The following is a 14,062-nucleotide window of genomic DNA, read 5'->3' as shown; positions in this document are numbered from 1 at the left end:
ATGTCCCTGTCTTTCTCGGATCCTCGTTTCGAGGAGGTCAAGGCCTCCATCGACGAGTGCAAAGACAAGGACATGACCTACGCGGCGCCGTTGTTCGTGACCGCTGAGTTCATCAACAACAACACCGGTGAGATCAAGAGTCAGACGGTCTTCATGGGTGATTTCCCGATGATGACCGATAAGGGCACGTTCATCATCAACGGCACCGAGCGCGTCGTGGTTTCGCAGCTGGTGCGTTCGCCGGGTGTGTACTTCGATCACACCGTCGACAAGGGCACCGAGAAGGATCTGCACAGTGTGCGGGTGATTCCGTCGCGTGGTGCGTGGCTGGAGTTCGATGTCGACAAGCGCGACACCGTGGGTGTGCGTATCGACCGTAAGCGTCGTCAGCCGGTCACGGTGTTGTTGAAGGCGTTGGGTTGGACGACCGAGGAGATCGTCGAGCGTTTCGGCTTCTCCGAGATCATGATGTCGACGCTGGAGAAGGACAACACCGCCGGTCAGGATGAGGCGCTGTTGGATATCTACCGCAAGCTGCGTCCGGGCGAGCCGCCGACCAAGGAGTCCGCGCAGACTCTGCTGGAGAACTTGTTCTTCAAGGAGAAGCGTTACGACTTGGCGCGCGTCGGTCGCTACAAGATCAACAAGAAGCTGGGCATCCACCTCGGCGAGCCGATCACCGCGTCGGTGCTCACCAAGGAAGACATCGTCGCCACGATCGAGTACCTGGTGCGTCTGCACGCCGGTGATCGTGCGATGACCGCGCCCGGCGGCGAAGAGGTGCCGGTCGAGGTCGACGACATCGACCACTTCGGTAACCGTCGCCTGCGCACCGTCGGCGAGCTGATCCAGAACCAGATCCGGGTCGGCCTCTCCCGCATGGAGCGCGTGGTCCGCGAGCGGATGACCACCCAGGACGTCGAGGCGATCACGCCGCAGACCCTGATCAACATCCGTCCCGTCGTGGCCGCGATCAAGGAGTTCTTCGGAACCTCCCAGCTGTCGCAGTTCATGGACCAGAACAACCCGCTCTCGGGTCTGACCCACAAGCGTCGTCTCTCGGCGCTGGGCCCGGGTGGTCTGTCCCGTGAGCGTGCCGGTCTGGAAGTCCGCGACGTGCATACCTCGCACTACGGCCGCATGTGCCCGATCGAGACCCCGGAAGGCCCGAACATCGGCCTGATCGGTTCGCTGTCGGTGTACGCGCGGGTCAACCCGTTCGGCTTCATCGAGACGCCGTACCGCAAGGTGGTCGACGGCGTGGTCACCGATGAGGTCAAGTACCTCACCGCCGACGAGGAGGACCGCCACGTACGTGCGCAGGCCAACTCGCCGGTCGACGCCGATGGCCGCTTCCTCGAGGAGCGCGTGCTCTGCCGCCGGGGCAATGACGAGAACGAACTCGTCCCCGCCTCCGAGGTCGACTACATGGACGTCTCGCCGCGCCAGATGGTTTCGGTCGCGACCGCGATGATCCCGTTCCTCGAGCACGACGACGCCAACCGTGCCCTCATGGGTGCGAACATGCAGCGCCAGGCCGTGCCGCTGATCCGTTCCGAGGCTCCGATCGTGGGCACCGGTATGGAGCTGCGCGCCGCGGTCGACGCCGGTGACGTCGTGGTGAACGAGAAGTCCGGCGTGGTGGAAGAGGTTTCGGCCGATTACGTCACCGTGATGGCCGACGACGGCACCCGCAAGAGCTACCGGATGCGCAAGTTCGCACGCTCGAACCAGGGCACTTGCGCCAACCAGCGGCCGATCGTGGACGAGGGTCAGCGGGTCGAGACCGGTCAGGTGCTGGCCGACGGTCCGTGCACCGAGAACGGTGAGATGGCTCTCGGCAAGAACCTGCTCGTGGCGATCATGCCGTGGGAAGGCCACAACTACGAGGACGCGATCATCCTGTCGCAGCGCCTCGTGGAAGAGGATGTGCTCACCTCGATCCACATCGAAGAGCACGAGATCGACGCCCGCGACACCAAGCTCGGCGCCGAGGAGATCACCCGGGACATCCCGAACGTCTCCGATGAGGTCCTGGCGGACCTGGACGAGCGCGGCATCGTGCGCATCGGCGCCGAGGTCCGCGACGGCGACATCCTGGTCGGCAAGGTCACCCCGAAGGGTGAGACCGAGCTGACCCCGGAGGAGCGGCTGCTGCGCGCGATCTTCGGTGAGAAGGCGCGCGAGGTCCGTGACACCTCGCTGAAGGTGCCGCACGGTGAGTCCGGCAAGGTCATCGGTATCCGCGTGTTCTCGCGCGAGGACGACGACGATCTGCCTCCGGGCGTCAACGAGCTGGTCCGGGTGTACGTGGCGCAGAAGCGCAAGATCCAGGACGGCGACAAGCTCGCCGGTCGCCACGGCAACAAGGGTGTTATCGGCAAGATCCTCCCGACCGAGGACATGCCGTTCATGCCCGACGGCACCCCGGTGGACATCATCCTGAACACCCACGGTGTGCCGCGTCGTATGAACATCGGTCAGATCTTGGAGACCCACCTCGGGTGGATCGGCAAGGCTGGCTGGGATGTCGGCGCAGGTTCGGACGGCTCCCGCCCGGACTGGGCCAGGGCCCTGCCGGAGGAGATGCTGGCGGCCCCGGCCGATTCCAACATCGCCACCCCGGTGTTCGACGGCGCCCGCGAAGAGGAACTGACCGGTCTGCTGTCCTCGACCCTGCCGAACCGCGATGGTGAGCGCATGGTCGACGACAACGGCAAGTCGACGCTGTTCGACGGCCGTTCCGGTGAGCCCTTCCCGTACCCGGTCGCGGTCGGCTACATGTACATCTTGAAGCTGCACCACTTGGTCGACGACAAGATCCACGCCCGTTCGACCGGTCCGTACTCGATGATCACCCAGCAGCCGCTGGGTGGTAAGGCGCAGTTCGGTGGTCAGCGCTTCGGTGAAATGGAGTGCTGGGCCATGCAGGCCTACGGTGCTGCCTACACGCTGCAGGAACTGCTCACCATCAAGTCCGACGACGTGGTCGGCCGCGTGAAGGTCTACGAGGCGATCGTCAAGGGCGAGAACATTCCGGAGCCGGGCATCCCGGAATCGTTCAAGGTGCTCCTCAAGGAACTCCAGTCGTTGTGCCTCAACGTCGAGGTGCTGTCTTCCGACGGCGCCGCGATCGAGATGCGCGACGGCGACGACGAGGATCTGGAGCGCGCGGCCGCGAACCTGGGCATCAACCTGTCCAGGAACGAAGCCGCCACCGTCGACGATCTGGCGAACTAGGCGGTAGGCCGAATGTCGTTTCCCCGTAGCGATTGCTTGCAGGTCGCTCGAAAGGATCCGAACGGCATTCGGCTCCGCGTTCCACCAACTAGTGAACTTTTGCTCGAATTCGACCCGAATAGGGGAAAGGAAGTTACGTGCTAGACGTCAACTTCTTCGATGAACTCCGGATCGGTCTGGCCACCGCCGAAGACATCCGCCAGTGGTCCTACGGCGAGGTGAAGAAGCCGGAGACCATCAACTACCGCACGCTCAAGCCGGAGAAGGACGGCTTGTTCTGCGAGAAGATCTTCGGTCCCACCCGGGACTGGGAGTGCTACTGCGGTAAGTACAAGCGCGTCCGCTTCAAGGGCATCATCTGTGAGCGCTGTGGCGTCGAGGTGACTCGCGCCAAGGTGCGCCGTGAGCGGATGGGCCACATCGAGCTGGCCGCTCCGGTTACCCACATCTGGTACTTCAAGGGCGTGCCTTCGCGCCTCGGGTACCTGCTCGACCTGGCGCCGAAGGATCTGGAAAAGATCATCTACTTCGCCGCCTACGTCATCGTCGGTGTCGACGAGGAGCTGCGTCACAACGAGCTCTCCACGCTCGAGGCCGAGATGGAGGTCGAGAAGAAGGCCGTCGCCGATCAGCGCGACGCCGACCTGGAGGCCCGCGCCCAGAAGCTCGAGGCCGACCTGGCCGAGCTCGAGGCCGAGGGTGCCAAGTCCGATGTGCGCCGCAAGGTCAAGGACGGCGGCGAGCGCGAGATGCGTCAGCTCCGCGATCGGGCCCAGCGCGAGCTGGACCGGCTCGAGGAGATCTGGACCACCTTCACCAAGCTGTCGGTCAAGCAGCTCATCGTGGACGAGGTCCTCTACCGCGAGCTGATCGACCGCTACGGCGAGTACTTCACCGGCGCCATGGGTGCGGAGTCCATCCAGAAGCTGATGGAGAACTTCGACATCGACGCCGAGGCCGAATCGCTGCGCGAGACCATTCGCTCCGGCAAGGGCCAGAAGAAGCTGCGCGCGCTCAAGCGGCTCAAGGTCGTCGCGGCCTTCCAGGCCAACGGCAACTCGCCCATGGGCATGGTGCTCGACGCCGTTCCGGTGATCCCGCCGGAGCTGCGCCCGATGGTTCAGCTCGACGGTGGCCGCTTCGCCACCTCCGACCTGAACGACCTGTACCGCCGCGTGATCAACCGCAACAACCGCCTCAAGCGACTGATCGATCTGGGTGCGCCCGAGATCATCGTCAACAACGAGAAGCGGATGCTGCAGGAGTCCGTGGACGCACTGTTCGACAACGGCCGCCGCGGCCGCCCGGTCACCGGACCGGGTAACCGCCCGCTGAAGTCGCTGAGCGATCTGCTCAAGGGTAAGCAGGGTCGTTTCCGGCAGAACCTGCTCGGTAAGCGCGTCGACTACTCGGGCCGTTCGGTCATCGTCGTCGGTCCGCAGCTGAAGCTGCACCAGTGCGGTCTGCCCAAGCTGATGGCGCTGGAGCTGTTCAAGCCGTTCGTGATGAAGCGTCTGGTCGACCTGAACCACGCGCAGAACATCAAGTCGGCCAAGCGGATGGTCGAGCGCCAGCGTCCCCAGGTGTGGGATGTCCTCGAAGAGGTCATCGCCGAGCACCCGGTGCTGCTGAACCGTGCGCCCACCCTGCACCGCCTCGGTATCCAGGCCTTCGAGCCGCAGCTGGTGGAAGGTAAGGCCATCCAGCTGCACCCGCTGGTCTGTGAGGCGTTCAACGCCGACTTCGACGGTGACCAGATGGCCGTGCACCTGCCGCTGTCCGCGGAGGCGCAGGCCGAGGCCCGCATCCTGATGCTGTCCTCGAACAACATCCTGTCGCCGGCCTCGGGGCGTCCGCTGGCCATGCCGCGTCTGGACATGGTGACCGGTCTGTACTACCTGACCCGCCTGGAAGAGGGCGCGCGGGGCGAGTACCAGCCGGCCACCAAGGACGCACCGGAGCAGGGCGTGTACTCCTCGCCCGCCGAGGCGCAGATGGCGGTGGACCGCGGTGAGCTCACCGTGCGTTCGCTGATCAAGGTGCGGCTCACCGACCAGCGCCCGCCGAAGGCTGTCGAGGCGGAGCTGTTCCCGGACGGCTGGAACCGCGGCGATGCGTGGATTGCCGAGACCACCCTTGGTCGCGTGCTGTTCAACGAGCTGCTCCCGGCGGACTACGCGTTCATCAACGAGCAGATGCCGAAGAAGCGTCAGGCCACGATCATCAACGATCTGGCCGAGCGCTACCCGATGATCGTGGTCGCGCAGACCGTCGACAAGCTCAAGGACGCGGGCTTCTACTGGGCCACCCGTTCCGGCGTGACGGTCTCGATGTCGGACGTGCTCGTTCCGCCGGAGAAGACCGAGATCATGGAGCGCTACGAGGCGCAGTCCGATCAGATCGAGAAGAAGTACCAGCGTGGTGCTCTCGACCACCAGGAGCGCAACAACGCCCTGGTCAAGATCTGGCAGGAAGCGACCGAAGAGGTCGGTAAGGCGCTGCGTTCGCACTACCCGGCCGACAACCCGATCATTACGATCGTCGACTCGGGCGCGACCGGTAACTTCACCCAGACTCGTACCCTCGCCGGTATGAAGGGCCTGGTTACCAACCCGAAGGGTGAGTTCATCCCGCGGCCGATCAAGTCCTCCTTCCGTGAGGGCCTGACGGTGCTGGAGTACTTCATCAACACCCACGGTGCTCGTAAGGGTCTGGCCGACACCGCGCTGCGCACCGCCGACTCGGGTTACCTGACCCGTCGTCTGGTGGACGTCTCGCAGGACGTCATCGTGCGCGAGCACGACTGTGGCACCGAGCGCGGCATCCTGGTGCCGATCGCGGAGAAGCAGCTCGACGGCTCGCTGATCCGGGACGCGCACGTGGAGACCTCCGCCTACGCGCGGACGCTCGCGGCCGATGCGATCGACGAGAAGGGCAACCTCATCGTGGGGAAGGGCGCCGACCTCGGCGACCCGGCCATCGAGGCGCTGCTCGACGCGGGTATCACCGATGTGAAGGTTCGCTCCGTGCTGACCTGCACCACCGGCACCGGCGTCTGCGCGACCTGCTACGGCCGCTCCATGGCGACCGGCAAGCTGGTCGACATCGGTGAGGCCGTCGGTATCGTCGCCGCCCAGTCCATCGGTGAGCCGGGTACCCAGCTGACCATGCGTACCTTCCACCAGGGTGGTGTCGCGGGTGACGACATCACCGGCGGTCTGCCCCGTGTGCAGGAGCTCTTCGAGGCTCGTGTGCCCAAGGGCAAGGCGCCGATCGCGGAGGTCTCGGGTCGGGTGCGGCTCGAGGACGACGATCGCTTCTACAAGATCACCATCATCCCGGATGACGGTGGCGAAGAGGTTGTCTACGACAAGCTCTCGAAGCGTCAGCGTCTGCGTGTGTTCAAGCACGACGACGGCACCGAGCGTCTGCTCTCCGACGGTGACCACGTCGAGGTCGGCCAGCAGCTGCTGGAAGGCGCGGCGGATCCGCACGAGGTGCTGCGCGTGATGGGCCCCCGTCAGGTGCAGATCCACCTGGTCCACGAGGTCCAGGAGGTCTACCGCTCGCAGGGTGTGTCGATCCACGACAAGCACATCGAGGTCATCGTGCGCCAGATGCTGCGTCGCGTGACGATCATCGACTCGGGTGCCACGGAGTTCCTGCCCGGCTCGCTCACCGAGCGTGCCGAGTTCGAGGCCTCCAACCGTCGCGTCGTCGCCGAGGGCGGCGAGCCCGCGGCCGGTCGCCCGGTGCTGATGGGTATCACGAAGGCGTCGCTCGCGACCGATTCGTGGCTGTCGGCGGCATCCTTCCAGGAGACCACCCGAGTCCTGACCGACGCGGCCATCAACTGCCGCTCGGACAAGCTCATCGGCCTCAAGGAAAACGTGATCATCGGCAAGCTGATCCCGGCCGGTACCGGCATCAACCGCTACCGCAACATCCAGGTCCAGCCGACCGAAGAGGCTCGTGCCGCCGCGTACGCGGTGCCGTCCTACGACGACACCTACTACAGCCCGGACAGCTTCGGCGCCACCACCGGTGCCGCGGTCCCGCTCGACGATTACGGTTTCAGCGACTACCGGTAATCCGGCAGTGCCGTAACAGCATTCGGCCCCCGCTCCCTCCGGAGCGGGGGCCGTTTCGCGTCGTACCGAGCAGCGACTGGACCGCAGATGTCTAATGGTTCCGATGGCGTACTCGCGGACAGGTTTTGCCTGCGATGTGGCATTTGTCCTCGAATCCCGCCGGTAGCCAGTTGCCGGATTGCAAGAGGGGGTGGCTCGGGAATTGGGTGTGGGCTGCTAGTGCGAAAATCAGTACGGCCCAGGGGCTTTGGACTTGGACGAGATGTGGTTTGCCGTTTCGGTCCGGATAGCGGCAGATAATGCGGTCGGGACCGGGCATATCCACCATTTCCAGGCCCGCCCAATGCACCGAGAACGAATGGTCGGCGTTGTAGCAGTACATCCGTCGGTCCGAAACCATCACCGAGCCGGGGCGCTCGGCCACCCATCGTGGGCGCAATCCGGCCTCGGCCTGGCGGCGTCGCGAGCGGTTGGCCATGGCATTGCTGAGATGGGCCGCCGCCACGAAGGACAACGATCCGGCAGCCGTCACGGTGTTGCGATTCCAGGTGCCGTTCCCGACCGCCCGCCACTGGAACCAGACGGCAGGCCCCTCGGCCAGGCAGATTTCGTCGGCCTCGGTGCGGACCATGGTCGCTCGGGTCGGCAGTTCGGCAAGCCGGTCGTGGAGCAGAAAGTCGATGACCCCGCAGGTGTACAGCAGATGGTCGTCGACCGCGGACCAACCCACCTGCTGTGCGATGATCCGATCGATATCGGATGTCGGGTCGTACATCGGCCCTTACCGCTCAATCTGAGGTAGACACGTCGCCTTTCCCTCGGCTTCCCGTGCCAGTGCCGTCATGCAATGTCCAATCGCGATAGATGGGCCACAGTCCTCAATTGTGCCCAAGCCGAGCCGATCGCGCGATGATCTACCTATGCCGTGCACAGTGCGCGGCTCGGTTCGTACGCTGGCGCCGCCCGGGGCCAGCGCCGACTTCGAGACGGGAGCACTGCCATGACTGATGGGGAACAGTTAAACGGTTACGGCTACCCTGCCGACCAGCCCGGATATGGCTCGCAGCCAGGCTATCCGCCCGCATACGGATACCCACCCGCATACGGATACCCGCCTTATCCGCTGGGAGAGCCGCCTGCCTACCTGGGCTGGGCGATCGGAGCCACGATTCTGGGGACCTGCACCTGCATGGTGGGTTCCGTACTCGGCGTGGTGTCGATTCTCTTCGGTGCCCAGGTGCATTCGCAATGGCACAGCGGGGATTTCGCGGGCGCGATGGTTCTGTCCAGGAAAGCGAAGCATTGGGCGATCGCGGCCACTGTGGTCGATGTGCTGTGCGCGGTGCTCGTCCTCGGCTATCTCGTTGTCACGCTGACGAGTTCGTCGTCTTACTGACGGCTCGCTCCACCGCCCGGAGTTGCTCACGTAGAACTGCTGGTGGACAACCGCACATCGCCAAGGTATGAAAATAGAACACGTTTCAGTTTGGTGGGAGATGCGATGGACAGCGCAGCCATGGGTGATCTGGTGATGGCCGGTTTTCAGAAGCTCGGTTTTATCCAGTTCACCGGGATCGAAGGGGTCGAGTTCAGCGCGGGACGCAATGTCGTGGCGATCGCGCCCAAGTCCGAACATCTCAACCACAATGGCGATCTGCATGCCGCGGTGCTGTTCGGCCTGGCCGAGACCGCGGCGATGGGCGCGTCGATCTCGGGCATCGTCGATCTGATGGGTGAGACGTTCATCGTGGCTCGCGACGGCCGGATCGAATACCTGGCGCGGGCCAAGGGCGATGCGGGTCCGTTTCTCGCGACAGCCGAGCTATCCGCCGAAACTCTCGAGCAGGTGCGCTCCGATATCGCGGCGCGGGTCGATGTCGAGTTGGACGTGCCGGTGGACATCACCGACAACACCGGAAAGTCCGTTGCCGCATCGACTTTCACCGCGGTAATCCGCCCCAGGAGGAAATGATCCGATTCGCGGCCGGGAGGGCGGCCCGAGCGCGCCCTCCCGTAACCACGTCAGCGCTCGCTGTCCAGCAGCGCCATCTGCGCGGCCGCGTAGCGCTCACCCGCGATCTGGTCCGCCGGCACCGCGGCCTCGATGGTGGCCAGTTCCTCGGCACTCAGCTGGATATCCACTGCGCCAAGGGATTCCGACCAGCGCTCGCGGGTGCGCGCGCCGAGGATCGGCACGATATCCGCGCCACGGGTCAGCACCCAGGCGATGGCCAGCTGCGCGACCGAAACATCCTTCACCGCCGCGATTTTCGCGAGGGCATCGACCAATTTGAGGTTCTGGTCGAGATTTTCACCCTGGAAGCGTGGGCTGTGCGCACGGAAGTCGTTGGGCGCGAAGGTCGCTCCGGGGCGGACGGAGTCGCTGAGTAGACCACGCGACAGCACACCATACGCCGTGATCCCGATGCCGAGTTCCCGAACCACGGGCAGGATTTCGGCCTCGATACCCCGCGAGATCAGCGAGTATTCGATCTGCAGGTCCGCGATCGGATGCACGGCCGCGGCCCGGCGGATGGTATCGACGCCGACCTCGGACAGGCCGATGTGCCGGATGTAGCCCGCCTCGACGAGTTCGGCCATGGCGCCGATGGTCTCCTCGATCGGGACGTTCGGGTCCAGGCGCGCGGGCCGGTAGATATCGATGTAGTCGACGCCTAGGCGCTGCAGGCTGTAGGTGAGGAAATTGCGCAGCGCGACTGGTCGGCTGTCGGTGCCGCCCCAGGTGCCGCCCGGTCCGCGCAACGCGCCGAACTTCACGCTCAGCACGACGTCCTCGCGGGGTCGTTCGGCGATCGCCTTGCCGATCAGCATCTCGTTGTGACCTGCGCCATAGAAGTCGCCGGTGTCGATGAGGTTGGCGCCGGAGTCGAGTGCGGCGTGGATGGTCGCGATCGATTCGGCGTCATCGGCGGCGCCGTACATGCCGGACATGCCCATGGCGCCGAGTCCGATGCGGCCGACAGTGGGGCCGGTGTTGCCGAGCGTGGTGGTGATCTTCGATGTCGTCATGGGATAAGCCTGACCCCTGCGAAAGGGTTGCGGCAGAGATCGTTTATCGGGGGATCGGCGATCCCTGGCTCAGCGGCAGGTTATCCGGGAAAGTGGTGACATGGACCGATCCGAACTGGCCGATTTCCTGCGCAGGCGGCGCGAGCAGTTGACGCCCGCGGACGTGGGGCTGCCGCCGGGGGTTCGCCGTCGCACGCCCGGCCTGCGCCGGGACGAGGTGGCGATGTTGGCGGGGATGTCCACCGACTACTACACCCGCCTCGAACAGTCCCGCGGCCCGCGGCCCTCCACCCAGGTGCTGGCCGCGCTGGCGCGGGCGCTGCGCTTCAGCAATGACGAGCGCGACCATCTCTATCACCTGTGCGATCACGCGCCGCCGGGGCGCGAGGTCGCCGATAAGCATGTCGGTCCGGGGATCATGCACGTGCTGGCCAAGCTCGACGACACCGCGGCCACCGTCATCACCGATCTCGGCGAGGTGCTGGTGCAGAACCGGATGCACACCCTGCTGGTCGGTGACCACGCGAATCGGCGTGGTTGGGACCGGTTCTACGCCTGGCGCTGGTTCACCGACCCGCAGGGACGATCGCTCTTCCCGGAGGAGGACTGGGATCGACTGGGCCGCCAACACGTCGCCGATCTGCGCGCCACCGCCGCGCGCCGATCCGGAGACGCCGATGTCGCCGAATTCGTGAGCCGATTGCGCTCCGCGAGTGCCGAATTCGAGCGGTTGTGGAACGAGCACGAGGTGGCGGTGCGCACCTCGGACACCAAGCGGATCCTGCATCCCGAGGTCGGTCTGATCGACACGGTCTGCGAAACCCTGTTGACGCCGAACGAAGCCCAGCGCCTGCTCGTCTACATGCCCCGCCCCGGCACCGATGCCGCGGAGAAGCTGGATCTATTGCGCGTCATCGGAACCCAGCGACTGTTGCCCGCCGACGATATCGGCTCGCTCAGGGATTGACGTTGAAGTAATCCACCGCCGCCTGGATGGCAGGTTCACCGCCACCGGCGGAAAGGCCGGCGAACGCGCCGATTACGCCGCCGACCACGGTGGTGATCGGGACCGTGACGACGTCGAAGACGAAAAGGCCGAGCGGGAAACCGAGTACGAAGCCGATGGCCGCACCGATGGCGGCCCCGGTCAGCACCTGCGGCATCGACTTCTCGATCGCACCGAAGAAGCGCTCCTGGGTGCTCACATCCCGCACCGGCTCTTCGGTCGTGCTGATCGGGGTGAGCGACAGTCGCGTGCCCGCCTCATCGATGGCCGGAGCCAGGTCGATTCGGTGCCCGCCGATATTCAGCGCGGTCGGCAGCGCGGCGACGACCTGTCCGTTGTGATCGGTCAGTGAGATAACCTTGTTCTCCCGGATCAGATCCCAGCGACCCTCCGAAATGGTCGTGACCACCCCGTGGCGGTCCTCGGCGGCCGCGACGTGATAGCCGATGTGCTGGAAAAAGCCCTGCAGGTCCAGCGGTGCGTCGACGGTCGAATTCTGTGCGGGCGGTGCGGGTTCCGCGTGCACGACACTGGTGCCGATCGTGGTGGCCGCGAGAGCCAATAGTGCCGTCGCGGTAATGGTGGAGATCCTCATCGTGCTCTTCTCGTCGCGCTACCCGTGTGGAATGTCCGGTTTTGTTGCCGACGAAGATACCGTTCCAGGACCGTCACCATAAGGGGGCGCCCCTAACATTTCGTCTGCCTGATCTTGCGGCGGGTGCAGCCGATTGCCTTGTGGTGCTCCAGTTTCAGGTTCTGGGGTTTCGGGTTCTGGGGTTTCAGGTTCTGGCCGAGCCGATCCGGCGCTTGCGCGGCTTCAAATGCAGACCGGGCAGCGGCGGGGCCGGGATGCGCTGGTCTGGAGTGTGGCCCGCGATATCGGCGAAACGGTCGAGATTGTGCTTCTCCCAATCGTTTCGGGCCGCGAGGATGTCCTCATGGCTGCGGCCGACGAAGTTCCACCACATCACCAGTTCCTCGGCGAACGGCTCGCCGCCGATCAGCGCGAAATGGCCGCCCTCGGCACTGGCGAGATGCAGCTCGTCACGTCCGGTGCCCAGGTAGAGCAGTGGGCCAGCGGCGATTTCGGTGCCGTCGGCCGTCACGTTCCCCTCGATCACCATGAGCGCGTGCTCGAATGCGGGATCGAGGGTGATGGTGGTGTCGGTGCCCGGTTCGATCCGCACATCCGCGCCGATGATCGGCGTATAGGCCTTGGCGGGCGAGGTGAGCCCGGCGAACGTGCCGATCAGCACGATGGCCCGGATGCCGGGTGCCTCGTAGATCGGCAGCTCGCGATGCTGTTCGAAGTGCGGCTCGACGCCGAGACTGTGGTCCGGCAACGCGATCCACAGCTGTAGCCCGTGCCCGGCGTGCGCACCCGCGACGCCGTACTCGGAGTGCGCGATGCCGCGGCCGGAGGTCATCAGGTTCAGCTGACCCGGTTCGATCTCCACATCGGAGCCGACCGAGTCGCGGTGGCGGATCCGTCCGTCGAACGGCCAGGTCACGGTCTGCAGTCCGATATGCGGATGCGGGTCGATATCCGGTGACGCGCCCGTCTTGGTGACCGTCGGCGAATGATCGAGGAAGCACCAAGCGCCGACGGTCGGCAGATCACGTTGCGGCAGTACGCGTTCCACGTAAACGCCGCGCACGCCGCCGAGTGGGACCTCACGCGCCGGATAGAACTCGGCAACCGGCCCCGGACCCGGTGACGCCTCGCAGACCGCCTCCTCGGGATGCGGGTCGAGATCGCTCATGCCTGCGCCTCGCTGACGCTCGGCTCCGGCATGCGCGATGCGCGCTGCCACATGATTCGCTCACCGCGTTCGCTCATCGCGTGACGCCCTTGCCGACCACATGCGCGTCGTACTGCGGATTCTTCTCGAGGTAGGCCTTGATGAACGGGCACAGCGCCCGGATCACCCGCCCGCGCGAGATCACATCCTCGACCGCGTTCTTGGCCAGGATGGTGCCGAGGCCCTTACCGGAGAACGCGCCATCGATCTCGGTGTGGATGAACACCGTCTCGTCATCGCGTTCCTCGTACTCGCTGAACCCGGCCAGTTCGCCGCCGTAGAACACCTCGTAGCGGTTCTTCTCGGCGTTGCGGGCGACCTTGCTCGCTGGCGTCGATTCGGTCATATCCTGCTGTTCCTTCCGCGGGCGAACGGGGTGTTTGCTCAGGATCGACACGCGGTTGAACGCGCCGATCGTGGTGGCGACCCAGAGGATCACCGAGACCTGATCATCGGACAAATGCTCTCTGGCCAGAGCGTACTCACGCTCCATCGTCGCCTCGTCCGGCAGCGTGGCGGTGAGTTCGGCCAGCGCCAGCGCGGCCCGCTCCTGCGGTGTGTACAGCTCGGTGCGGTCCCATGCGGCCAGTACGGCGAGTTCACGCTCGGTGGCACCGGCCGCGACGGCCGCGCGATGGTGCACGTCGAGGCAGTAGGCGCAGCCGTTGATCTGCGAGACGCGCAGGTTGATCAATTCGATGAGCTTGCGGTCCAGTCCGGCCTCGGCACCGGCCGCGCGCACCGCGCTGGCCACGGTGTTCAGTGCCCGAAACGCTTCCGGGGTCTGTTTATCGATGAACACGCGTCTGGCTGGCTCCATAGGTCCGGATAGTAGAGCAGCACGGCGATATGCCCGGACTGCGGTCCGGATCGCCGTGCTGCGCTGGGTAACC

General features: G+C 65.2%; 10 protein-coding genes and 1 pseudogene. 5 read left to right on the top strand and 6 right to left on the bottom strand.

Annotation, left to right across the window (positions count from 1 at the left end; translation table 11 throughout):
* Both rpoB and ACHQ4I_RS16875 read left to right on the top strand, forming a co-directional pair.
* A partial coding sequence (gene rpoB, locus ACHQ4I_RS16880; RefSeq protein WP_420772650.1) for a DNA-directed RNA polymerase subunit beta occupies positions 1-3,240 on the top strand: 3,240 nt, incomplete at its 5' end.
* Between the two features lie 137 nt (positions 3,241-3,377).
* Entirely contained in the window at positions 3,378-7,331 is a 3,954-nt protein-coding gene (locus tag ACHQ4I_RS16875) for a DNA-directed RNA polymerase subunit beta' (protein ID WP_420772649.1), read from the top strand.
* Positions 7,332-7,422: 91 nt separating this feature from the next.
* Here ACHQ4I_RS16875 and ACHQ4I_RS16870 read toward each other — a convergent pair whose 3' ends face one another.
* Positions 7,423-8,106, bottom strand: coding sequence for a hypothetical protein (locus ACHQ4I_RS16870; RefSeq protein ID WP_420772648.1), 684 nt, complete (start codon positions 8,104-8,106; stop codon positions 7,423-7,425).
* Positions 8,107-8,331: 225 nt separating this feature from the next.
* Here ACHQ4I_RS16870 and ACHQ4I_RS16865 point away from each other — a divergent pair, with 225 nt between their 5' ends.
* The gene (locus tag ACHQ4I_RS16865) at positions 8,332-8,727 is read left to right on the top strand and encodes a CD225/dispanin family protein (RefSeq protein WP_420772647.1); all 396 of its coding nucleotides are present in this window, start codon (positions 8,332-8,334) and stop codon (positions 8,725-8,727) included.
* 105 nt (positions 8,728-8,832) lie between these two features.
* On the top strand, positions 8,833-9,303 hold the full coding sequence (locus ACHQ4I_RS16860; RefSeq protein WP_420772646.1) for a PaaI family thioesterase: 471 nt from the start codon (positions 8,833-8,835) through the stop codon (positions 9,301-9,303).
* A gap of 50 nt (positions 9,304-9,353) precedes the next feature.
* On the opposite strand, the gene ACHQ4I_RS16855 is transcribed toward ACHQ4I_RS16860, so the two are convergent.
* Complete coding sequence (locus ACHQ4I_RS16855; protein ID WP_420772645.1) at positions 9,354-10,361, bottom strand: aldo/keto reductase; 1,008 nt, start codon at positions 10,359-10,361, stop codon at positions 9,354-9,356.
* 100 nt (positions 10,362-10,461) lie between these two features.
* Between ACHQ4I_RS16855 and ACHQ4I_RS16850 the strand changes: the two genes are divergently transcribed.
* On the top strand, positions 10,462-11,328 hold the full coding sequence (locus ACHQ4I_RS16850) for a helix-turn-helix transcriptional regulator (protein ID WP_420772644.1): 867 nt from the start codon (positions 10,462-10,464) through the stop codon (positions 11,326-11,328).
* Here ACHQ4I_RS16850 and ACHQ4I_RS16845 read toward each other — a convergent pair.
* The 4 genes and pseudogenes from ACHQ4I_RS16845 to ACHQ4I_RS43255 form a co-directional block, all read right to left on the bottom strand.
* Positions 11,318-11,962 carry a DUF8020 domain-containing protein gene (locus ACHQ4I_RS16845; protein WP_420772643.1) on the bottom strand — a complete coding sequence of 215 codons (645 nt, stop codon included), beginning with the start codon at positions 11,960-11,962 and terminating at the stop codon, positions 11,318-11,320. The genes ACHQ4I_RS16850 and ACHQ4I_RS16845 overlap by 11 nt on opposite strands.
* Positions 11,963-12,146: 184 nt before the next feature.
* Positions 12,147-13,130: a pirin family protein gene (locus ACHQ4I_RS16840; protein WP_420772642.1), complete on the bottom strand. Its 984-nt coding sequence runs from the start codon at positions 13,128-13,130 to the stop codon at positions 12,147-12,149.
* A gap of 73 nt (positions 13,131-13,203) precedes the next feature.
* On the bottom strand, positions 13,204-13,515 hold the full coding sequence (locus ACHQ4I_RS43260; RefSeq protein ID WP_476445394.1) for a GNAT family N-acetyltransferase: 312 nt from the start codon (positions 13,513-13,515) through the stop codon (positions 13,204-13,206).
* Positions 13,516-13,527: 12 nt separating this feature from the next.
* Positions 13,528-13,989, bottom strand: a pseudogene (locus tag ACHQ4I_RS43255) (carboxymuconolactone decarboxylase family protein); the annotation flags it as partial.
* Positions 13,990-14,062 lie beyond the last annotated feature (73 nt).

The organism is Nocardia nepalensis (genome assembly GCF_048910785.1).
Lineage (GTDB): Bacteria > Actinomycetota > Actinomycetes > Mycobacteriales > Mycobacteriaceae > Nocardia > Nocardia nepalensis.
Note: the sequence above shows the minus strand (reverse complement) of the source record. Positions and strands in the feature narration are given on the sequence as shown.